Genomic DNA, 18,703 nt, shown 5'->3' with positions numbered 1-18,703 from the left:
ATGAAGCTGTTGAAAGCACGCCCGGCCTGTACCAGTTCGACCTGATCGACACTTACCGGCAATCCGGGGTGAGTCGGGCAGTCAGAGCAGGATCTTCAAGAGGCTTCCAGGGATCCGGCCAATGGCTTCGGGTCAGGTCCGCTTGCGGCTCGCGATCTCGTCAGCGAGCTGCTGCACGTGGGCGGGGTCCGCGTCCCGGGCAAGGGCGACGTAGTGGTCCATGACGGCCGGCCGGTAGCGCACGGGGAACGTCTGTCCTGGGGCGAGTCGGGTGAGCTCGGTGATCGTGAGGCCTTCGTCCGCGATACCGCGGAACGAGATGCCGCCGGCGGTCTCCACGTCGAGCATCAGGACCACGCGTGGACTGCTGTTGACCTCCCGCCAGTCGACGAGAACGCCGAGCGCAAGCGCCCCCGTACGCAGTTCCGCATTGCGCTTCCGTGCATCACTGCTCAGGAACGGGTTCGGGGCGACGCCCGGGAAGTCGGGCCCGACACCGAGCGATTCCCGACTCAGGTCGGGCCTGAGCTGCGCCATCAGATCGTTGAGCTTCTTCTGCGAACCGAACATCCTGGCCCTCCCTCACACCGGCGCCGGAATCTCGGCCTGGCGCTTCGTATTCACTGCGATGGTATGTCGCGGCCATTCCCGACCTCCGGCGCATCGCCCCGTCCCGATGGGGTCGCCGTCTGCGGTCGCGGAGGGACTCGGTCGGTGCACCTGCCTGTCGGACGAGCCACGTCCACACGCCGACAGGAGGACCAAGCCGTGATCGATACTGACCCCAACAGTGCGTCCCGGGCAACACCGTACGGTGCCGCGATCCTGTGCGGAGCGGCCGTCACGCTGATCAACTTCTTCTGGACCGTCGGCCAGTGAACATCAACGCACAGAGCTCGACGATCCCGTCGTAGGCCACCCTGGTCTCATCCCGGTGTTTCAACACAGGCAGGAATCAAAGAGAGGATCTACCGCGACCACCGAGCCTCAGCGGTTCAAGTCTTCGTACAGCGACAACGGCGGCGCTTGCGTAGAGGTGGCCGCCAACGTCCCCGGTGTTGTCCCCGTCCGCGACTCGAAGGACCCCGAGGGCCCGGCCCTCGCCTTCTCCCCCGATGGCTTCGCGGCCTTCGTTGCCGCCGTCCGTACCGGCGAGTTCGGCGACGTCTGACGTACGCGCGGCGCCCTGAGGGCCCCGTCACCCCTTTTTCCGGAGTGGCGGGGCTCCGCCGTGAACTGGGCGGGTTCCAGGCGTCAGGAGTCCCTGCGGTCGGCAATACTGGGGTGTCCGGGGGCGATTCGGACAGGGAGGCGCGGTGGGCGGGACGGCCGGATTCGCCGTGGTGGTGTTCGGCGGCCTGGGCGGCGTGGTCGCCTACCTCGCCGGGGTGGTCGGCCTACGCGACCTCCGGCGGCTGCACCGGGTCGGCGTCCCGGCCCTGGCCCTGGTGCGCGCCCGCGTCCCCGCCCCGGAGGACCGCGCGCTGCCGCCGCGCCCGCTGCTGCAGTTCGAGACCGAGGACGGCCGGGTGGTGGAGGTCTTCTCCCCCGTCCCATCCACCCCGCGCCACCCGCTGCCGGACGGCGGCCACGTGCAGGTCCGCTACGATCCAGCCGACCCCCGGCAGGTCCTGGTGGAAGGCCGCGAGCGCAGACCCCTGGAGTACGGCTTCGTGGCGCTCGGGCTGCTGATGGTGCTGGCCGCGATCACACTGGCGGTCGCCGTCCTGTGAGGCTGCCCGCCTGAATCGTCTTCGAGAACGAGGCCGGGTTCGCGATGACGCCGCCGCGCGCCCGCACCTGGGGCCAGCGCGGACACACACACCCGTCGTCCGCGTCCGGGGACGCTCCCGCCGCCGGATCTCGGCGGCGCGCCTTCGTGCCGCGCGCGGCGTGGTCGAGCCGATTCCGCGGCACCGCCGAAACACCGGCGCTCCGGCGGTTCGACCACGGTATTCCGGCGCTCCGGCGCCGGCCGGAACAGCCGGGGCGAATATGACGCGCAGTCATCGGAAAGTCACGCATTTTCATGGTCGGCGCACACCGGCGATATTCGAGGCCCGATTCCCACGGACGGATCTCCGTAGCCGGTTCGTCACGTCCCGCATTCGCTCCGCCCGGAATTCCACGCGCGACACGCGGCCCGCGCGGGCCCTCCGGGCGGGCCTTCGGGCAGTCCTTTGGGCAGTCCTTCAGGCAGGGCTTCCGCGCAGGCCTTCCGGACGGGGCGCGGACACCCTGGCCGTCGGCCCGGCCTCGGCTAGACGTCGAGAGCGGCCTCGATGCGCTTGAGACCGTGCCGGGCGAGCGCGAGGTTGGCGCGCGAGCGGTCCAGCGCCAGGTAGAGGAAGAGCGAGCCGTGACTGCGGGTCAGCGGGCGGATCAGGTGGTACTGGGTGCCGAGGGTGATCAGGATGTCCTCGATGACATCGTCGATCGACAGCGCGGCCAAGGCGCGTATCTTCGCACGAACGACCTCGGTGTTGGCGGCGGCCGCAATCTCCAGGTCGAGCTGCTGCCCCCCGCCGAGGAACCCGAGCGACATGCCGCTATCGTAGTCGGCCACAGCCACTCCGATGGCCCCCTCGATGGCCATCGCGTCCTTGAGTGCGTCGTCAATGTTCATGCGCTGTTCGTCCTTTGCGTGACTTCCGGGCAGAACTCCCGTGTGCAGGAACAAAATAGCAAGAAGTCACCGGTTGTGGTCGCCTCGTGAAAATGATGGAATAAAGTACGCTACCGGGGTTCAGAACGTGAAGGGGTACTGGTGCGCGCACTCGAAGCTTCCCTCTCCGATGTGCTCGGCTCCCCCGGAGTGGTCGGTGCCGCGCTCGTCGACGCCGTCACAGGTCTCAGCTACCAGTCCGCCGGGGACCACCGGCTGCTCGGGACCGGGGCCGAACTCGCCGAGCTGACCAACCTGATCGGCGAGCGGCTGTACGAGGCAGGGGCGGAGAGCGAGTTGGAGAGCCTGGTGGTCACCAGCACCCGCCATCACCAGGTCGTCCAGGTGGTGTCCCGGAAGGGCGACCCCCTGCTGCTGGCCACCGTGCTGGACCGGGAACGGACCAACCTGGCGCTGGCCGTCCGCCAGACCGCCGACCGCGCGCAGGACTTGCTGGCATGACCGACCCGTCCCACGACACGGCGCCGCCCGCCATCCCCGCAGCTCCCACGACGCCGGCTCCGCCCACCGCGCGCAACGTGCCCGCGCTGCTGCTCGCGCTGCGCCGGACGGAGTTCACCGGCTCGGTCACCGTCTCCAGCGCACCGGGCGGCACGATCCACCTGGAGCAGGGTCTGGTCACCGCGATCGAGACCCCCGGGGCCCCGACCGCCGCGACCCTGCTGCTGAAGTCCCGGCGCGTCGGCGAGGAGGAGTGGGCGTCCGCCGAGGTGGCCGCGTCCGTCGGCCGGCCGGCCGACGCTCCCCCGACCTGGGGCGGCGACCTCGGCGCGGCCCTGGTGGCTCAGGGGTCGATCGGCGCCGCCGAGCTCGAAGCCGTCTGCGCCGCCGCCGCCTTCGACGGGGCCTTCGCCCTGGTGCTGAGCCCGCCCGGCAGTTGGGAGACGGCCGAGGCGGCGCCGCCTGCCAGGATCGCGCTGCGCCCGGGCATCGAGCCGGAGCGGCTCTTCGCGGAGACCGCCCGGCGGACGGCCCTGCTGACCCGCCTTTGGGGACCGCCCGGCGAACTGGCCCGCATCCGGATCCGTCCTGCCGCCCGGGCCGAATCCGGCGCGCTGCGGATCCCGGTCCGCTACCGGGAGATCCTGGCCGCCGCCACCGGCCGCCGCACCGCGCGCGACCTCGGCTTCGCCCTGGGACGCGGTGTGTTCGCGGTACTCCTCGACGTCGTACGGATGGACGCCCGGCACCTGCTCCACCGGGAACCGAAGCACCCGGCTCCCCTGGCACCGAGCGTGGCCCCGCGCATAGCGACGAGCGAACCGCCGCCGGCCGACACCGGGCCGCTGCCGCGCCGCGTCCGCAGCGGACGCGGCGCGGGTGGTCCGGGCGGCCCCGGCGGCCTGCCCGCCCGATCCGAGGGAGCGGCGGCGGCTTCCGACGGCCCACCGAACGCACACCGCGCCGAGCACACCGCGCGTACCGAGACGACCGAGCAGAGTGAGAAGAGCGCACCATGAGCAGCCAGACACCGACCGCCGTACTGGTCGACGAGTTGAAGTCCCTCCGCGACCGGGTCATGGGCATCTCGGAGAGTGTCATCTCCACCACCGACGGCCTGTTGGTGGCCGCCGACACGGCCGCCGTCCACCCCGAGTCGGCCGCCGCCCTGTCGGCCGCCATGCTCGGCCTCGGCCGGCGCACCGCGGCCGAGGTCGGCGTGGGCGGCCTGCGTGACGTGGTCACCCGCTGCAACAGCGGCTACGTCGTGGTGCTGGCGATCGGGGAGCAGGCGCTGCTGATGATCCTGGGAGACGAGGGCCTCGACGTCGCCGGCCTGCACCGCGAGTCGCCCGCCACGGTCCGCCGCCTGAGCGAGCTGCTCGGGATGGTCCCCGCGGTCTAGGGCGTGTTTCATAATTCCCGCCGGGCGCGCGACGCCGGGCATCCCGCCTGGACGCACCGGCGAAACGTCCAAGTACGGCCCAGTACGAGGACGCTTCGCCGGCACGCCCAGCCGGGCGCCCAACGCCGCGCGCTGATCCGACGCGAATTATGAAACACGCCCTAGTCCCAACGCCGTTCAGTTACAGCAATCAGGGGCGATCGGGCCGGTCGCCGCGCAGGGCCTCGACCAGCCGCCGGGCCCGGGTCTCCTCCGAGAGCAGCGTCTCCACCAACGGCCCGGTTCCCTGCCTGTCCGCCGCACCGGACAGGTAGGCCTCGACCGCCCGCGGGTCGGCCGCGAGCGGCACCCGCCCGGCGGTGAGCGCGGCGTGGGCCCGGGCGTAGTCCAGGCCGAGCCGGGCCAGCCGCACCCCGCCCGCGTGCCGCTCGGCCGGGTCGACGCCGCCCTCGCCGGCCAACTGCGGGTGCCGGCAGGCGACTTCGTGCACGGCGAGAACGGCCAGCAGCACGTGTTCGGTGCCGGGCGCACGGCGGCCGAGGCGCTGCGCCTGCCCGTCGGCCTCCAGCCGGACCCAGGCCATCGGCGCGGCCGCGATGTTCACCTTGGCGAAGCCGGGTACCAGCAGCCGCTTCCAGCGCGGCAGCCGGTACGGCGTGCGGCCGAGCAGCGCGTCCCGGGTGGGGCGCAGCAGCGGGTCGAGGTCGTCGCGGTCGGGGGCGCCCGGGGCACCGGGACCGTCCGGCGCGTCGGGGCCGGCGGGCGCCGCCAGTCGCTCCAGCACCGCTCCCGGCGCGACGCCCGCCGCGCGCAGCAGTTCGACGGCCCGGGCGTGCGGATCGGCGAGCAGGGCGCGCAACAGGTGTTCGGCGCTGAACTTCCGCTCGCCGTCCTGTCGGGCCCGCTCCATGGCACCGGTCAGGGCGCGGGCGGCGGCGCCGCTGAGCAGCACGCCGCGCTCCCCGGTCGGGCCGAGCGCGTCGCGGGCCGGCACGCTCGCACCGGCCCCGTCGTCCGAGTCCCAGCGTGTCGCGTCGGCCCCGCCCTGGCGGTCGCGCAGGACGGCGAGCAGAGCGGTCGCGGTCGCCCCGGCGGCCGTCAGGGCCTCGCCGGCCGGGCCCTTCGCCCCGGCGACGGCGGCCAGCAGGTGTTCCGTCCCGAGGCGGCCGTCACCCCCGCCGCGCGCGCCCCGGGCCGCGCCCAGGACGCCGAGCGTGCGCCAGTCCGGTTCCAGCGTCGTCTCCATCCGGCCCCTCCCACCACGATGCTTTGCCCGAACTATATGCCTGCTTTGCTAGTCCTTTACACGTGACCGTACGTCAAGGAAACGTCAGAACCAGCCGGTTCGGAACGCCCTGGGCTCAGGGCGCGGAGGCCGGGTCGGCGGCGCTCACCGGGACGTCCGGGTGGCGGAACCAGGACCCCTGCACCACCCGCTGCACCAGCATCAGCACCGCGCCGAGCAGCAGCGCGCCCAGCCCGATCACCGTCACCCCGCCGACCCGGCCGACGCCCGGCAGGTCGATCGAGGTGGCGCCGTAGTCCGGGTCGGCGTAGACGTCGAAGGCGCCGTAGGCGAAGAAGTACAGCAGCATCAGGCCGCCGGCCAGCGGGAGCACGCCCTTGAAGACGAAGTCCCGGACGCTGCGGGTGAGGACCCGGCGGTAGTACCAGACGCAGGCGAAGCCGGTCAGGCCGTAGTAGAAGGCGATGCCCAGGCCGACCGAGGCGATCGAGTCGGCCAGCACGTTGCCGCTGATCGCGGTGAGCAGGACGTAGAAGGCGATCGACGCCAGGCCCATGGCGACCGTCGACCAGGTCGGGGTCCGGTGGCGCGGGTGCACCCGGGCGAAGCCGGTCGGGATGGCCCGGTGGGTGGCCATCGAGAAGGTGGTGCGGGCGGTGGGCAGGATCGTCGTCTGGGTGGAGGCGGCGGCCGAGGTCAGCACCATCAGGATCAGCAGCCGGCTGAGCACCGCGCCGATCCCGGTGGTGCCGAACACCGCGTCACCGAGGCCGGACAGCACGTCCCCCGAGTGCGCCGGGTTGCCGAGCCCGATGCCGTCCGCGCCGACCCCGGCGAAGGACTGCGCCGAGGTGGCGACCAGGACGTAGATGAGGAGCAGCAGCACGGTGGAGATGACGGCCGCGCGGCCGGGCGTGCGCGCGGAGTCGGCGGTCTCCTCGTTGACGGACACGGCGGTGTCCCAGCCCCAGTAGATGAAGACCGCGGCCAGCATGCCGGCGGTGAACGCCGAGGTCGAGGGCACGTTGAACGGGTTGAACCAGGACGCGTCGACGGGGATGGCGGTCGGGGGCGCGGCGGAGCCGTACGCCTTGACGAGCGCGGTGACCGAGAAGGCGACCAGCATCACCACCTCGACGGCCAGCAGCCGGCGTTGCAGGGTCGCGGACAGCTCGATGCCGACGTAACAGATCGCGGTCATCAGGAGGATCCAGACCACCCCGGCGGTGGCCGTCCACACCCGGCTGTCCGCGAGCGAGTCCAGGCCGACCAGCCGGAAGCCGTACACCCCGGCGATCTGCGCCAGGTTGGCCATCACGATGACGTCGGCGACGACGATGCCCCAGCCGCCCATCCAGCCGGTGCGCGGGCCGAACGCCCGGGCGGCCCAGGTGAAGGTGGTGCCGCAGTCCGGGTCGGCGGCGTTGAGCTCCTTGTAGGCGTAGGCGATCAGCAGCATCGGGATGAACGCCAGGACGGTGACGACGGGCGCCTGGAGGCCGACCCCGACCACGACGATGCCGAGGGTCGCGGCGAGGCTGTAGGCGGGGGCGGTGGAGGCGAGGCCGATGCACACCGAGGACAGCAGGCCCAGGGCGCCGCTCTTCAGGCCCTTCTCGCCCGCCCCGGAACCCGTCGGACGGTCACGGGGACCGCCGGTCGGGGGGCTGGTCGGGGACGCCGGCACTGGCCCCACCCCCTTGAGTGCGCAGCGGGGGCCGCGAGGACGGATCTGGTCGTCTCAGCGTAACGCCGCCCTCGGCGGGCGGCCCGGGGGCAGGACTTCCGGGCCGCTGGGCCGCTGGGCTGCCGGGCTGCTGGGCTGGACGGACGACGCGCGGCGCGGGCCGTGGTGCGGTCGCGGCGGTGCCCGCCTGGCTCGGCAGGCCCGCTGTCCGAACGGCGACCGCTCCGCCGCCACGGCGCCGCGCGCCTCCTACCTGTTTTCCACCGGTTGCCGAGGGCTCCGGAGTACCGGCCGGAGCCCTGGTCTCGGCGTGGTCCGCCCGCCGACCCGAAGGCCGGTGAGGGACCGTCTGTGGGGTTTCACCCGAGTTGGTCGAGGCGCAGCCGCGCCACCCGGACCGTCCGGCGCGGCAGGGTGGTGGGCAGGGCCACCAGCAGGGCGGTGGCGGTGAACATCGCGAAGTGCGAGCCCTCCGGCCAGGTCCCGGCCCAGCCCAGTTCGCCGTGCCGGTGCTCGGCGAAAGCGTTGCAGCACAGCCAGGCCGCCAGTCCGATCAGCGGCGCCGCCCGGGGCCGGGAGAAGGCGCCGAGCATCGCGCACAGGCCGAGGTAGGCGACGTAGGCGAGTCCGCCGGAGTGCAGTTCGCCGAGCCCGCCGAGGCCCATCGCCAGGACGCCGCCGGCGAGCAGCGCCACCGTGCCCGAGGTCGGGGCGGAGAGCCGCTCCAGGACCGGGTGGTAGCGCCGCCCGCCCGGCCGGGCCGCGTACATCCGCACGCCCTACCCCTTCGCGGCGACGAGTTCGGGCGCCGGGCCGACCGGCAGGTGCCACCGGGTGCGCCGGTGCAGCGCCTCCAGCTCGTGCAGCAGCTCGGGCACCGGGACGGTCAGCACCGGGCAGCCCGCCTCGCGCGCGCAGTGCGCCGTGACCGAGCGCCGCAGCCGGCGGCGCAGCAGGCCGCCGCTCCGGCCGAGGACCAGCAGGTCGTCCGGCCGGCCGGCGGCCTGGACGAGGGCGGGCCCGGTCTCGCCCCTGATCACCAGCGGGCGCAGCGGCACGCCGGGGTCGGCGCCGCCGAACGCCGCGTCGAGGGCGTCCCGCAGCCGCTGTTCGGCCGCCTCCCGCACCGCCGCGAGCAGCGGCGGGCACGGCGACCGGCGATACCCGAACTCACCGCCGGGCGGCTCCCAGGCGAGTACCGGGACGAGTTCGGCGCCACGGCCGCGGGCTTCCGCCACGCCGCGGTGCAGGGCCGCGAGGCTGCCGAGCGATCCGCTGACCCCGACCACCACCCTGCCGGTGCCGCTGCCCTGGTGCCGCCCGTTGCCGTGCATGGTCCGTCCTCGCGTCGTCGTTCCGGTACCCGGCGTGTCGCCCGGTGTGTCACCTGGCGCGTCACCTGGTGTGTCGTCCTCCACCCAACCGCCGCGCCGGCCGGCCGCCGCCCGTCCTTGACGCCTTCCTGACGCGCCGGGCCGCCTTCCCAACGCGCTCCATACGCCTGCCTCCCGCCGGCACCTGGTTTCACCCGTTCGGCGGACGGGAGCCGGGAGGCAGGAGACAGGAACCGGGAGGCGACGCGGTACCCCGGATACCGGATCACGGGCGATCAGCCGTAACGTCAGGCCGGGGCGCGGGCGAGGTCGAGGGTGTACGCGGTGCCGCCGGCGGGAGACGGTTCGACGGTGAGCTCGCCGTTCATCGCCTCGACGAAGCCCCGCGCCACGGTGAGGCCGGTGCCGTCGGCGGCCGGGCCCGGGGCCCTCACCCGGAGGTGGATCCGCCCGCCCACCGCGCCCGCGTCCACCAGGGCGGGCCCGGCGGCCCCCGCCAGGACGTCCGCGAGGGCGCGTTCCAGCAGGCCGGCGTCGGCGAGCACGGGCGGCAGGCCGTCCGGGAGGGCGAGGCGCACGTCGCGCTGCTCGCCGCTCTGCTCGGCGGGCAGGGCGGCTAGCGCGGCGGCGAGCACCGGGGCCAGCGCGGTCGGACGCAGCAGCACCGGTTGCTCGCCGGCCCGCAGCCGGTCGAGGTCCAGCAGGTCGGCGACCAGGCCTTCCATCCGCCGCACCTCGGCGGCGATCCGCCGCCCCGGCGGCCCCGGCAGGTCGGCGGCCTCGCGACGCAGCGCGGCGAGCGGGGCGCGCAGGTCCTGTCCGACGGCCTCCAGCAGCGCGGTGTGCAGGGCGTCGGTGTGGGCGAGGGTCTCGGCGGCGGCGGCCTGGGCGGCCAGCCGTTCGCGTTCCCGGGCCAGTCGCAGCTGGGTGACGTAGGGGCCGAGCAGTCGGGTGTCCTGCTCGGTGAGCGCCGGTCCGCGCAGGGCCAGGACGGCGTCCGGGCCGAGGTCGACGGCGAGCGAGGCCTCTTCGGGGCGCTGCGGGAGGGCGGTGCCGGACGCGGCGGCGGGGCGCCACAGCCGGCCGGTGCGGACCAGGACGACGGCGCCCTCCAGGCCGAACACCTGGCGCAGGTCGGCGACCAGGTCGGGCACTGCGCGGGCGCCGGATTCGACCGCCGCCCCGGCCAGCCGGGCCAGCACCGCCGCTTCGGCGCGGGCCCGGTCGGCCTGCTGGGAGCGGCGGGTGAGGCCGTCGATGAGGTGGGCGATGATCCCGGCGACGGCGAGGAAGAGCAGCAGCGCGGCGAGGTCGGCGCCCCGGGTGACGGCGAGGCTGTGCCAGGGCGCGGTGAAGAAGTAGTCGGCGGCGAGCGCCCCGGCGGCGGTGCTGGCGGCGGCGGGCGGCAGGCCGCCGAGCCGGGCGGTGGCGGCGACGGCCAGCAGCAGGCAGAGCAGGGCGCCGGGGAGGGCGAGCGAGTCGCGCAGCGGGGAGAGCGCCCAGGCCAGGGCGGCCGTTGCGGCCGGGCCGGCCAGCCAGGCCAGGCGCCGGCGGCGCGGCGGGACGGCGGCCGGGCGGCGGCGGCGGGGTGCGGGCGGGACGGCGAGCAGGCCGGGTTGGGGCGGGGGGACGACCCGGACGTCGATCGGGCCGGCCAGCCGGATGACGCGGTTGATCACCGAGCCCGAGACCAGTTCGCGCAGGCGGCTGCGGCTGGTCGGGCCGAGCAGGATCTGGGTGGCGCTCTCGGCGTGGGCGAAGTCCACCAGGGCGCGGGCGGCGTCGTTGCCGTCGACCTCGATGTAGCCGCCGTGGAGTTCGTGCAGCAGGGCGCGCTGGCCGGCGAGGGCGGGCGGCTCGTGGACGGTGGCGCCGTCGTCGGGCCGGACGTGCACGCCGATCAGGTCGCCGTGCACCCGGGTGGCGGTGCGGGCGCCGCGGCGGATCAGGTGCTCTCCCTGCGGGGCCCCGTTGAGGGCGACGACGATGCGTTCCTTGGTCTCCCAGGGCGCCCGGATGCCGTGCCGGGCGCGGTAGTCGGCGAGTTCCTCCTCGACCCGGTCGGCCAGCCAGAGCAGGGCGAGTTCGCGCAGGGCGCCGAGGTTGCCGGCCCGGAAGTAGTGGTCCAGGGCGATGTCGATCCGGTCGGGCGGGTAGATCGCGCCCTGGGCCATCCGGGTGCGCAGGGCCTGCGGGCTGAGGTCGACGAGTTCGATCCGGTCGGCGGCGCGGACCACCTCGTCGGGGATCCGCTCGCGCTGGGCGACGCCGGTGATCTGCTCGACGACGTCGTTGAGGCTCTCCAGGTGCTGGATGTTGACGGTGGTGGCCACGTCGACGCCGGCGTCGAGGAGTTCCCGGACGTCCTGCCAGCGTTTGGGGTGGCGGCCGCCGGGGGCGTTGGTGTGGGCGAGTTCGTCGACGAGCGCGAGCTGCGGGCGGCGGGCGAGCAGGGCGTCGACGTCGAGTTCGGTGAGGGTGGTACCGCGGTGGCCGACGGTGCGGCGGGGCAGCACGGGCAGGTCCCCGAGCTGGTGCTCGGTGCCCCGGCGGCCGTAGGTCTCGACCAGTCCGACGACGACGTCGAGGGCTTCGTCGTCGCGCAGCCGCCGGCCCTCGGCGAGCATGGCGCACGTCTTGCCGACCCCCGGCGCAGCCCCCAGGAACACCCGCAGTCGTCCGCTCACCGCCGTGCCGCCACCTCCTCGGTGTCCATGCTCCGCCGGGACGCCGGGGTGCGCGAGGGGACGGGCGCTCCGGCGGGTGCCGGGGGGCACGAGGGGACCGCCGCAAGATCCGGATGGTGCTATCGTCATTAGCACCATGTTGCTGAAGCTGGACACCGGTGACGCCCGTCCCCTGCACGAGCAGGTGGCGGGCGCGATCAGGCGGGCCGTCGCCGAGGGCGAGTGCGCCCCCGGCGACAGGCTGCCACCGGCCCGAGAGCTCTCCCGGGCACTGGGCGTGAACACCAACACCGTCCTGCGCGGGCTGCGCACGCTGCGCGACGAGGGCGTGCTGGAGTTCCGCCGGGGCCGTGGCGTCACGGTCGCCGAAGGCGCCGACGCGCGCTCCGAACTCGCCGATCGGGTAAGGCAGTTGGTTGCCGATGCCGCCCGGGCCGGCTACAGCAGGAACGATCTCGTGGACATGATCAGGGGGATGTCGTGACGGACGGGAAGCTCATAGCGAAGGAGCGCCGGGAGCCCGGGGCGGGGCGCGGCGCGCTCTGGGGCGCGGTGGCCTGGTCGGCGGGCGTCCTGGCCCTGCTGATCGCGCTGCCGTGGGCCGCGCGCCACCGGCTGCCGGACCCGCTCGCCACCCACTGGAGCGGACAGGACCCGGACGGCTCCATGTCGTTGACGGCGTCCGCGCTGTTCCCGGCGGGGGTCTGGCTGGTGCTGGTGCTGGCCGCCGCGGCCGCCCGCCGGTTCCGGGCCGGGACGGCGGGCGGCACCACCGGGGCGGCACTGGCGGCCGTCGGGGTGCTCCTGACGGGGGCACAGACCTCCATCGTGCACGCCAACCTGGACCGCACGCGCTGGCAGGAGGCCGCGCCGATGGGCTTCGAGGTGGTCGTCCTGGTCGTGGCGGCGGGCCTGGCCGGCCTCCTGACCTGGCTGGCCGTCCGCCCGCGCATCGACTCCCCGACCGGGGCGAGCCCGGCGGACCGGATCCCGGCGCCGGCGACCGCGCCGGGCGAGCAGCTGGTCTGGCTCTCCCAGGCCGCCAACCCGTGGCTGCAACTGGGCGCCTCCGTCCTCGCCCTGGGCGCGCTGGTCGGCGTGCTGGCCCCGGCCAGCGGGCTGATGGGGTTCAGCTGGGCGACGGTCGTGCCGTTCGTCACCACCTCCCCCATCGTCCTGTGCTCGGCCTCGGTCAAGGCCCGGGTGACCGCGCAGGGCCTGTCCGTCGGCTTCGGCCCGTTCGGCTGGCCCAGCCGGCGCTGGTCCCCCGCCGACCTCGACTCGGCCCGCGCCGAGCTGCGCACCCCCGCCCAGGCCGGTGGCTGGGGCTACCGCGTCAACGGCCTCGGCACCACCGTGATGCTGCGCCGCGGCGTCTGCCTGGTGGTCCGCACCCGGCGCGGGCGCGAGTTCGCCGTGAGCGTCGACGACGCCGAGCGCGGCGCGGCCCTGCTCAACTCCCTCATCGCCAGGTCCGCCAGTCCCACCGGCTGACCCCCGTCACGCCGCTGGGGCCCGTCTTCAAACCGCCCGTTCCGGTGGTGTGGACAGGGGCCGCACCGTGGGTACACCAGCTGACAGCTGCTCATAGTGCAGAGGGCAAGGAGGCGTCCGTGACCCACGAACGGCGGACGGCGGAAGACCCGGAGCGCGACGCGGTCGACGCCCGGGGAGGCACCAACCAGGACGAACGGACCATCACCTTCCTACGACTCGGCGTCGGACTGATCGGCATCCTGCTGCCGCTCGCACTACCCCTGGGGAACTGGCTGTTCGCCGAGCTCAGGGGCCAGAGCACGGCGGGATTCTGGCCGGCCTCGATGAGCGGCTCGTACTACACCAGCACCCGGAACCTCTTCGTGGGCGGCCTGTGCGCGCTCGGGGTGTTCCTGATCTGCTACCGCTTCGACCGCCGGGACGACCGCTGGAGCACCGCCGCCGGCGCGTTCGCGCTCGGGGTCGCCCTGTGCCCGACCGCGCCGCAGGGCGCCACCGCGTTCCAGAGCGCGGTCGGCCTGCTGCACTACGCCTTCGCCGGACTGCTGCTCTTCGTGCTGGCGATGTTCTGCGTCTACTCCTTCCGCAACCCGCGCTCCACCCAGCCGTCCTGGGTCAGCCGGGCCTACCTGGCGGCCGGGGTGCTGATCCTGGTGCTCCTGCTGCTCGCCGTCGCCGCCGGGGTGGCCGGCGTCGGCACGGACTGGGCCGTCCGCCCGCTGTACCTGTGCGAGTGGTTCTCGACCTGGGCCTTCGGTGCCGCCTGGACCGGCGCCGCGCTCGAACTCGCCGCCGCCGGTCGATCGTACGGACACCATCCGCTCCTCCCGGGGCAGAGCGGCTCCCCGGCCACCGGCAGCCCGGCGGCCCAGCCCTAGGATGCGTCCTCAAGGGGACCTTAACCCCAAGAGATAGTCATCTTGTCGTCCCGAAACACCGTTACCATGCGCACCAAGGCCCGCCACCAGGGCGGCCGGTGACGGAACCCCAGCAACGGGAGGACGAGCATGTCGAACGAGGTCCGGGCAGGGCGCGGTCCGCAGGAGGAGTACCCGTCGGTGGATCTGCGGATGGACGTACCGCACTCGGCGCGGGTCTACGACTACCTCATCGGCGGCAAGACCAACTTCGAGGCGGACCGCGTCGCCGCGCACGCCTCGGTGCAGGCCTGGCCGTCGCTGCCGATCTCCATGCGCACCACCCGCGACTTCATGCAGCGCGCCGTCCGCCACCTCACCGAGGAGTACGGCGTCCGGCAGTTCCTGGACATCGGCACCGGCATCCCCACCTCGCCCAACGTCCACGAGATCGCCCAGTCGATCGCCCCGGACGCGCGGGTCGCCTACGTCGACAACGACCCGATCGTGCTCACCCACGCGCGGGCCCTGATGTCCAGCACGTCGCAGGGCCGCACCTGTTACGTGGACGCCGACTTCCGCGACCCGGAGTCGATCATCCAGAACCCCCGGCTGCGCGAGGTCCTCGACTTCTCCCAGCCGGTGGCGCTGTCGCTGATCGCCATCGTCCACTTCGTGCTCGACGAGGACGACCCGCAGGGCATCGTGCGCCGCTTCATGGACGCCCTGGCACCGGGCAGCTTCCTCGCCCTGACCGTGTTCACCGGGGACACCGACCCGGTGGGCGTGGGCGGCGTCGGCCGGGAGTACAACGCGCGCGGCATCCCGCTGCAGATCCGCGACCAGAAGGAGACCGCGGCCTTCTTCGACGGCTACGACCTCCTCGACCCCGGCGTCACCCTGGTCCACCACTGGCGCCCGGACGCCGGGGCCGCGCCGATCCGCGACCAGGACATCGCGATGTACGCGGGCGTGGCGATCAAGCGCTGAGCCTGCCGACGTCAGCCGGGGACGGCGACCAGGCCCGCCTCGTAGGCCAGGATGACGAGGTGGACCCGGTCGCGGGCGTCGAGCTTGGCGAGCAGCCGGGTCATGTAGGTCTTCACGGTCGCGATGCTGAGGACCAGTTCGGCGGCGATCTCGGTGTTGGACAGGCCCCGGCCGACCAGGGTGAGGATCTCCCGCTCCCGGCCGGTGATCGCGCCCAGCCGCCGGGCGGCCGGTGTCGGCGCGGGGGCCTGCACCGGCGCACCGGTCGGTGACGCGGCGGTCGGTGACGCGGCGGCCGGGCCCGAAGCCGCCGCCGGGCCCGGGGCCGGCCGCTGGTCCGCGAAGGAGGAGATCAGCCGGCGGGTGACGCTCGGTGCGATCAGGGCGTCCCCGGCGGCCACCACCCGGACGGCGGCGAGGATGTCGTCCAGCGCCATGTCCTTGACCAGGAAGCCGGACGCCCCGGCGCGCAGCGCCGCGTACACGTGGTCGTCGTCGTCGAAGGTGGTGAGCACGACGACCCTGGTCGGCCCACCGCCGCCGGTGATCAGGCGGGTGGCCTCGATGCCGTCCATACCGGGCATCCGCAGGTCCATCACGACGACGTCGGGCCGCAGTTCACCGGCCAGCCGGACGGCCTCGGCACCGGTGCCGGCCTCGCCGACCACCTCGACGTCGGCGGTCTCGGTGATGACCATCTCCAGCGCGGCCCGGACCAGCGGCTGGTCGTCGACCAGCAGGACGCGTGTCATGCGGTCACCTCCCCGGGGATCGGCAGTCGGACGGCGACCCGGAAGCCGCCCTCGGGGCGCGGCCCGGCCTCGAACTCGCCGTCCAGCAGGCCGACCCGTTCGCGCAGCCCGGCCAGGCCGAAGCCCCCGCCCCGACCGGTGCCGGTGCCCCGGTCCCGGTCGGTGCCGGTGCCCGTGCCGCGGCCCCGGTCGGTGATCTCCACCGCCACCTCGCCCGCTGTGCGGCGGTCGACCAGGACCTCGCAGGAGCGGGTGTCCGCGTGCCGCACCACGTTGGTGACGGACTCCTGGATGACGCGGAACGCCGAGAGGTCGATCTCCGGTGGCAGCGGGCCCTGTTCGCCCCGCCGCCGGACCTCGACCCGGACGCCGGCGGCGGTGGTCGCGGCGGCCAGCCGGTCGAGGTCGGCCAGACCTTGAGGGGTGGTCGCCGACGTCTCGCCGTCGGCCTGGCGCAGCGCGACGAGCATCCGGCGCAGCCCGGCCAGGGTGTCCCGGCCGGCGTTCTCGATCTCGCCGAGCGCCTGCTTGGCCCGTTCCGGGCGGGTGTCGATGACCCGGCGGGCGGCGCCGGCCTGGAGCGCGACGATGCCGATGGTGTGGGCGACGGTGTCGTGCATCTCGCGGGCGATCCGCAGTCGTTCGGCGGTGACGGCCTCGGTGGCCGCCCGGGTGCTCAACGCCCGGGCGTGCTCGCGGTTCTGCCGCATCGAGCGGCCGACCAGCCAGGCGACCAGGGCGAGCAGCGCGGCGCCGTCGGCGGAGCCGATGTGGGTGCCGGTGAAGATGCCGACGGTGTTGCCGTGCACCAGGCCGATGTGCAGCACGAGCAGGCTCATCACCAGCGCGAACGCGGTCCGCGAGCTGCGGCGCGGCCGGGTGGCGGTGATCAGGCAGAGCGCGACGTCCACGGCCAGCAGGGAGGCCGGCGGCACCTGGGTGTCGGCGGCCCAGCCGTCGGTCTCCGTGAAGGCGGCGACGAACAGCAGGGCGACCGCGAGCACCGGAAGGCGGCGCACCAGCGCGGCGCCGGCGAAGGCCACCACCGTGGTGGCCAGGGTGAAGGCCAGTCCGCCGTGGGCGGCGGCCCCGCCGTGGTACCGGGCGTTGCCGCCGAGCAGGACGGCGGGGTAGGCGGCGGCCACGCACCAGGCGAGCCCGACCCAGACCTCGGGCGGAATGCGCCGGAACAGCGGCGGAGAGGGCGTCGCAAGCATACGAAGATCGTATCGGCGGCCTGAATCGCCGTCATCGGACCGTGGTTGTACGACCGGGGGTGACAGCCGGGGCGCGCGGTGTCAGCGCCGGTCCGATGCGGCGGCCCGGCCCCGCCCGGCACCGTGGAGCCCATGATCGAAGTCACCGAGCTGACCAAGTGCTACGGCCGAACCACCGCCGTCGAACGCCTCACCTTCACCGTCCGGCCCGGCCATGTGACCGGCTTCCTGGGCCCCAACGGCGCGGGCAAGTCCACCACCCTGCGGCTGATCCTCGGCCTCAACGACCCGACCGGCGGCACCGCCACCGTCGACGGCCGCCCGTTCCGGGCGCGGACGCGCGGCCTGCGCGACGTCGGCGCCCTGCTCGACGCGGGCGACGTCCACGGCGGGCGCACCGGCGCGGCCCACCTGCGGGCGCTGGCCCGCGCCAACGCGATCCCGGCCGCGCGGGTCGAGGAGGTGCTGCACGAAGTCGGGCTCACCAAGGCCGCCGGGCGCCGGATCGGCGGCTACTCGCTGGGCATGAAGCAGCGGCTCGGCATCGCCGGCGCGCTGCTCGGCGACCCGCCGGTGCTGCTGTTCGACGAGCCGCTCAACGGCCTCGACCCGGAGGGCGTGCTGTGGGTGCGCGGCCTGTTCCGCCGCCTCGCCGAGGAGGGACGGACGGTCTTCGTCTCCAGCCACATGATGGCCGAGATGGAGCACACCGCCGACCGGCTGGTGGTGATCGGCCGGGGCCGGCTGATCGCGGACGAGAGCCTGGCGGAGTTCTCCGCCCGCAACGCCGTCACCAGCGTGGCCGTCCGGGCGGCCGAACCCGACCGGCTGGCGGCCGTGTTGACCGCCGCGGGCGCCACCGTCCGCCCCGGCCCGGACGGCGCGCTCGCCGTGACCGGCCTGGACGCCACCCGGATCGGCGAACTCGCCCTGGAGCAGCGCCTGTTGCTGCACACCCTGACCACCCGTGCCGCCTCCCTGGAGGAGGCGTTCATGGAACTGACCGCCGACAGCGTCGACTACCAGGCCGGAGAGCCCCGATGAGCACCGCGACCACCGCCCCCCAGTCCCGCCCCCGGCCCCTCCCCCGGCCGCGCGCCCGCTTCGGCGACCTGCTCGCCGCCGAGTGGATCAAGTTCTGGTCCCTGCGTTCGACCGTCTGGGTGCTGGGCCTGAGCGCCCTGTTCGTCATCGCCGCCAACCTCAAGGCGGCCCGGTACACCTACGACCACTACACCGTCGGCGACGGCGATCCGGCGACCATGCTGCAGGTCGCGCTCGGCGACTCCTTCACCATGATCGCCGCCGACGTCGTGATGATCGTCGCGGGCAGCGTCGGCGCGCTCGTCCTGGTCGGCGAGTACGCGAGCGGGCTGATCCGCACCACGCTGGTGGCCGTCCCGGACCGCCGGGCCGTGATCGCCGCCAAGGCCTGCGTACTGACCGCGGTCATGCTCGGCTACGGCGCCGTCACCGCGGGCGTCTCCTTCGGCGCCTGCCAGGCGGTCCTCGCCGACACGCACATCGGCGTCTCCGTCACCGACCCCGCCGCGCTGCGCTTCGTCGCGGCCGCCGCCCTGTTCGCCCCGGTCTGCGCCCTCGCCGGATTCGCCCTCGGCGCGCTGATCCGGCACACCGCCGGAGCCGTGGTGGGCACCGTCCTGGTGCTGTTCTTCCTGCCGGCGTTCTTCAACGAGCGCTACCGCTGGTCGGCCGACCTCCTGCACGCCATGCCGCTCCAGGCCTGGCGCCGGCTGGCCCAGGTCGACCTGACCCACTCGCTGCCCTCGGCGCACCGGGCCACCGTCGCCGGATCCTGGGCCACGTTCGCGCTCTGGGCGCTCGCCTCGGTGGTGGTCGCCGTGGCCGTCGTCCAGCGCCGCGACCACTGACCCGCCGTCCGG

The 18,703-nt window shown here is 74.2% G+C and carries 20 protein-coding genes; 11 read left to right on the top strand and 9 right to left on the bottom strand.

Going from position 1 to position 18,703, the window contains the following annotated elements; translation table 11 throughout:
• Window positions 1-132: 132 nt before the first annotated feature.
• Window positions 133-570: a hypothetical protein gene (locus tag ACIP37_RS11945; RefSeq protein WP_363631946.1), complete on the bottom strand. Its 438-nt coding sequence runs from the start codon at window positions 568-570 to the stop codon at window positions 133-135.
• Between the two features lie 364 nt (window positions 571-934).
• Between ACIP37_RS11945 and ACIP37_RS11940 the strand changes: the two genes are divergently transcribed.
• Window positions 935-1,171 (top strand): DUF397 domain-containing protein, encoded by a 237-nt coding sequence (locus ACIP37_RS11940; protein ID WP_363631944.1) that lies wholly within the window; start codon window positions 935-937, stop codon window positions 1,169-1,171.
• A gap of 145 nt (window positions 1,172-1,316) precedes the next feature.
• Complete coding sequence (locus tag ACIP37_RS11935) at window positions 1,317-1,733, top strand: DUF3592 domain-containing protein (protein ID WP_363631942.1); 417 nt, start codon at window positions 1,317-1,319, stop codon at window positions 1,731-1,733.
• Window positions 1,734-2,260: 527 nt separating this feature from the next.
• On the opposite strand, the gene ACIP37_RS11930 is transcribed toward ACIP37_RS11935, so the two are convergent.
• On the bottom strand, window positions 2,261-2,626 hold the full coding sequence (locus tag ACIP37_RS11930) for a hypothetical protein (protein WP_363587517.1): 366 nt from the start codon (window positions 2,624-2,626) through the stop codon (window positions 2,261-2,263).
• Between the two features lie 141 nt (window positions 2,627-2,767).
• Between ACIP37_RS11930 and ACIP37_RS11925 the strand changes: the two genes are divergently transcribed.
• Genes ACIP37_RS11925 through ACIP37_RS11915 form a run of 3 tightly spaced genes read left to right on the top strand, consistent with a single transcriptional unit; the run spans window position 2,768 to window position 4,532 of the window.
• On the top strand, window positions 2,768-3,127 hold the full coding sequence (locus ACIP37_RS11925; protein WP_363587515.1) for a hypothetical protein: 360 nt from the start codon (window positions 2,768-2,770) through the stop codon (window positions 3,125-3,127).
• Complete coding sequence (locus ACIP37_RS11920; RefSeq protein ID WP_400806026.1) at window positions 3,124-4,146, top strand: hypothetical protein; 1,023 nt, start codon at window positions 3,124-3,126, stop codon at window positions 4,144-4,146. The genes ACIP37_RS11925 and ACIP37_RS11920 overlap by 4 nt, the downstream gene beginning before the upstream one ends.
• Entirely contained in the window at window positions 4,143-4,532 is a 390-nt protein-coding gene (locus tag ACIP37_RS11915; protein WP_063350516.1) for a roadblock/LC7 domain-containing protein, read from the top strand. Before ACIP37_RS11920 ends, ACIP37_RS11915 begins: the two co-directional genes overlap by 4 nt.
• 190 nt (window positions 4,533-4,722) lie before the next feature.
• On the opposite strand, the gene ACIP37_RS11910 is transcribed toward ACIP37_RS11915, so the two are convergent.
• From ACIP37_RS11910 to ACIP37_RS11890, 5 genes are all read right to left on the bottom strand, one after another.
• Window positions 4,723-5,778 (bottom strand): Clp protease N-terminal domain-containing protein, encoded by a 1,056-nt coding sequence (locus tag ACIP37_RS11910; RefSeq protein ID WP_400806030.1) that lies wholly within the window; start codon window positions 5,776-5,778, stop codon window positions 4,723-4,725.
• 115 nt (window positions 5,779-5,893) lie between these two features.
• Window positions 5,894-7,465, bottom strand: a complete 1,572-nt coding sequence (locus ACIP37_RS11905; protein ID WP_400806033.1) for an APC family permease — start codon at window positions 7,463-7,465, stop codon at window positions 5,894-5,896.
• A gap of 359 nt (window positions 7,466-7,824) precedes the next feature.
• Window positions 7,825-8,241, bottom strand: coding sequence for a hypothetical protein (locus ACIP37_RS11900; protein WP_363631936.1), 417 nt, complete (start codon window positions 8,239-8,241; stop codon window positions 7,825-7,827).
• Between the two features lie 3 nt (window positions 8,242-8,244).
• Entirely contained in the window at window positions 8,245-8,799 is a 555-nt protein-coding gene (locus ACIP37_RS11895; RefSeq protein ID WP_400806037.1) for a universal stress protein, read from the bottom strand.
• A gap of 287 nt (window positions 8,800-9,086) precedes the next feature.
• On the bottom strand, window positions 9,087-11,486 hold the full coding sequence (locus ACIP37_RS11890; RefSeq protein WP_400806040.1) for a DUF4118 domain-containing protein: 2,400 nt from the start codon (window positions 11,484-11,486) through the stop codon (window positions 9,087-9,089).
• A gap of 136 nt (window positions 11,487-11,622) precedes the next feature.
• Here ACIP37_RS11890 and ACIP37_RS11885 point away from each other — a divergent pair, with 136 nt between their 5' ends.
• The 4 genes from ACIP37_RS11885 to ACIP37_RS11870 all read left to right on the top strand — a co-directional run bounded on the left by ACIP37_RS11885 (window position 11,623) and on the right by ACIP37_RS11870 (window position 14,830).
• Window positions 11,623-11,970 carry a GntR family transcriptional regulator gene (locus ACIP37_RS11885; protein ID WP_363589121.1) on the top strand — a complete coding sequence of 116 codons (348 nt, stop codon included), beginning with the start codon at window positions 11,623-11,625 and terminating at the stop codon, window positions 11,968-11,970.
• On the top strand, window positions 11,967-12,980 hold the full coding sequence (locus ACIP37_RS11880; RefSeq protein WP_400806043.1) for a DUF1648 domain-containing protein: 1,014 nt from the start codon (window positions 11,967-11,969) through the stop codon (window positions 12,978-12,980). Before ACIP37_RS11885 ends, ACIP37_RS11880 begins: the two co-directional genes overlap by 4 nt.
• Window positions 12,981-13,099: 119 nt before the next feature.
• On the top strand, window positions 13,100-13,861 hold the full coding sequence (locus ACIP37_RS11875) for a hypothetical protein (RefSeq protein WP_400806046.1): 762 nt from the start codon (window positions 13,100-13,102) through the stop codon (window positions 13,859-13,861).
• Window positions 13,862-13,990: 129 nt separating this feature from the next.
• Window positions 13,991-14,830 carry an SAM-dependent methyltransferase gene (locus ACIP37_RS11870; RefSeq protein WP_363589115.1) on the top strand — a complete coding sequence of 280 codons (840 nt, stop codon included), beginning with the start codon at window positions 13,991-13,993 and terminating at the stop codon, window positions 14,828-14,830.
• An 11-nt stretch (window positions 14,831-14,841) separates the two neighbouring features.
• On the opposite strand, the gene ACIP37_RS11865 is transcribed toward ACIP37_RS11870, so the two are convergent.
• Both ACIP37_RS11865 and ACIP37_RS11860 read right to left on the bottom strand, forming a co-directional pair.
• Window positions 14,842-15,582 carry a response regulator transcription factor gene (locus ACIP37_RS11865; RefSeq protein WP_363589113.1) on the bottom strand — a complete coding sequence of 247 codons (741 nt, stop codon included), beginning with the start codon at window positions 15,580-15,582 and terminating at the stop codon, window positions 14,842-14,844.
• On the bottom strand, window positions 15,579-16,799 hold the full coding sequence (locus tag ACIP37_RS11860; protein WP_400806049.1) for a sensor histidine kinase: 1,221 nt from the start codon (window positions 16,797-16,799) through the stop codon (window positions 15,579-15,581). The genes ACIP37_RS11865 and ACIP37_RS11860 overlap by 4 nt, the downstream gene beginning before the upstream one ends.
• A 132-nt stretch (window positions 16,800-16,931) precedes the next feature.
• Here ACIP37_RS11860 and ACIP37_RS11855 point away from each other — a divergent pair, with 132 nt between their 5' ends.
• Together ACIP37_RS11855 and ACIP37_RS11850 are read left to right on the top strand one after the other, a co-directional pair.
• Window positions 16,932-17,843 carry an ABC transporter ATP-binding protein gene (locus ACIP37_RS11855; protein WP_400806052.1) on the top strand — a complete coding sequence of 304 codons (912 nt, stop codon included), beginning with the start codon at window positions 16,932-16,934 and terminating at the stop codon, window positions 17,841-17,843.
• Window positions 17,840-18,691: an ABC transporter permease gene (locus tag ACIP37_RS11850; protein ID WP_400806055.1), complete on the top strand. Its 852-nt coding sequence runs from the start codon at window positions 17,840-17,842 to the stop codon at window positions 18,689-18,691. Before ACIP37_RS11855 ends, ACIP37_RS11850 begins: the two co-directional genes overlap by 4 nt.
• The last annotated feature ends 12 nt before the right edge of the window (window positions 18,692-18,703 follow it).

The sequence above is a fragment of the Kitasatospora sp. NPDC088861 genome, from assembly GCF_044750105.1.
Taxonomy (GTDB): domain Bacteria; phylum Actinomycetota; class Actinomycetes; order Streptomycetales; family Streptomycetaceae; genus Kitasatospora.
Note: the sequence above shows the minus strand (reverse complement) of the source record. Positions and strands in the feature narration are given on the sequence as shown.

Bases quoted from the DNA above. Each gene is read 5' to 3' on its own strand.
- ACIP37_RS11945 (WP_363631946.1), bottom strand. From the start codon at position 570: ATGTTCGGTTCGCAGAAGAAGCTCAACGATCTGATGGCGCAGCTCAGG.
- ACIP37_RS11930 (WP_363587517.1), bottom strand. From the start codon at position 2,626: ATGAACATTGACGACGCACTCAAGGACGCGATGGCCATCGAGGGGGCC.
- ACIP37_RS11920 (WP_400806026.1), top strand. From the start codon at position 3,124: ATGACCGACCCGTCCCACGACACGGCGCCGCCCGCCATCCCCGCAGCT.
- ACIP37_RS11915 (WP_063350516.1), top strand. From the start codon at position 4,143: ATGAGCAGCCAGACACCGACCGCCGTACTGGTCGACGAGTTGAAGTCC.
- ACIP37_RS11910 (WP_400806030.1), bottom strand. From the start codon at position 5,778: ATGGAGACGACGCTGGAACCGGACTGGCGCACGCTCGGCGTCCTGGGC.
- ACIP37_RS11895 (WP_400806037.1), bottom strand. From the start codon at position 8,799: ATGCACGGCAACGGGCGGCACCAGGGCAGCGGCACCGGCAGGGTGGTG.
- ACIP37_RS11885 (WP_363589121.1), top strand. From the start codon at position 11,623: ATGTTGCTGAAGCTGGACACCGGTGACGCCCGTCCCCTGCACGAGCAG.
- ACIP37_RS11870 (WP_363589115.1), top strand. From the start codon at position 13,991: ATGTCGAACGAGGTCCGGGCAGGGCGCGGTCCGCAGGAGGAGTACCCG.
- ACIP37_RS11865 (WP_363589113.1), bottom strand. From the start codon at position 15,582: ATGACACGCGTCCTGCTGGTCGACGACCAGCCGCTGGTCCGGGCCGCG.
- ACIP37_RS11860 (WP_400806049.1), bottom strand. From the start codon at position 16,799: ATGCTTGCGACGCCCTCTCCGCCGCTGTTCCGGCGCATTCCGCCCGAG.
- ACIP37_RS11855 (WP_400806052.1), top strand. From the start codon at position 16,932: ATGATCGAAGTCACCGAGCTGACCAAGTGCTACGGCCGAACCACCGCC.
- ACIP37_RS11850 (WP_400806055.1), top strand. From the start codon at position 17,840: ATGAGCACCGCGACCACCGCCCCCCAGTCCCGCCCCCGGCCCCTCCCC.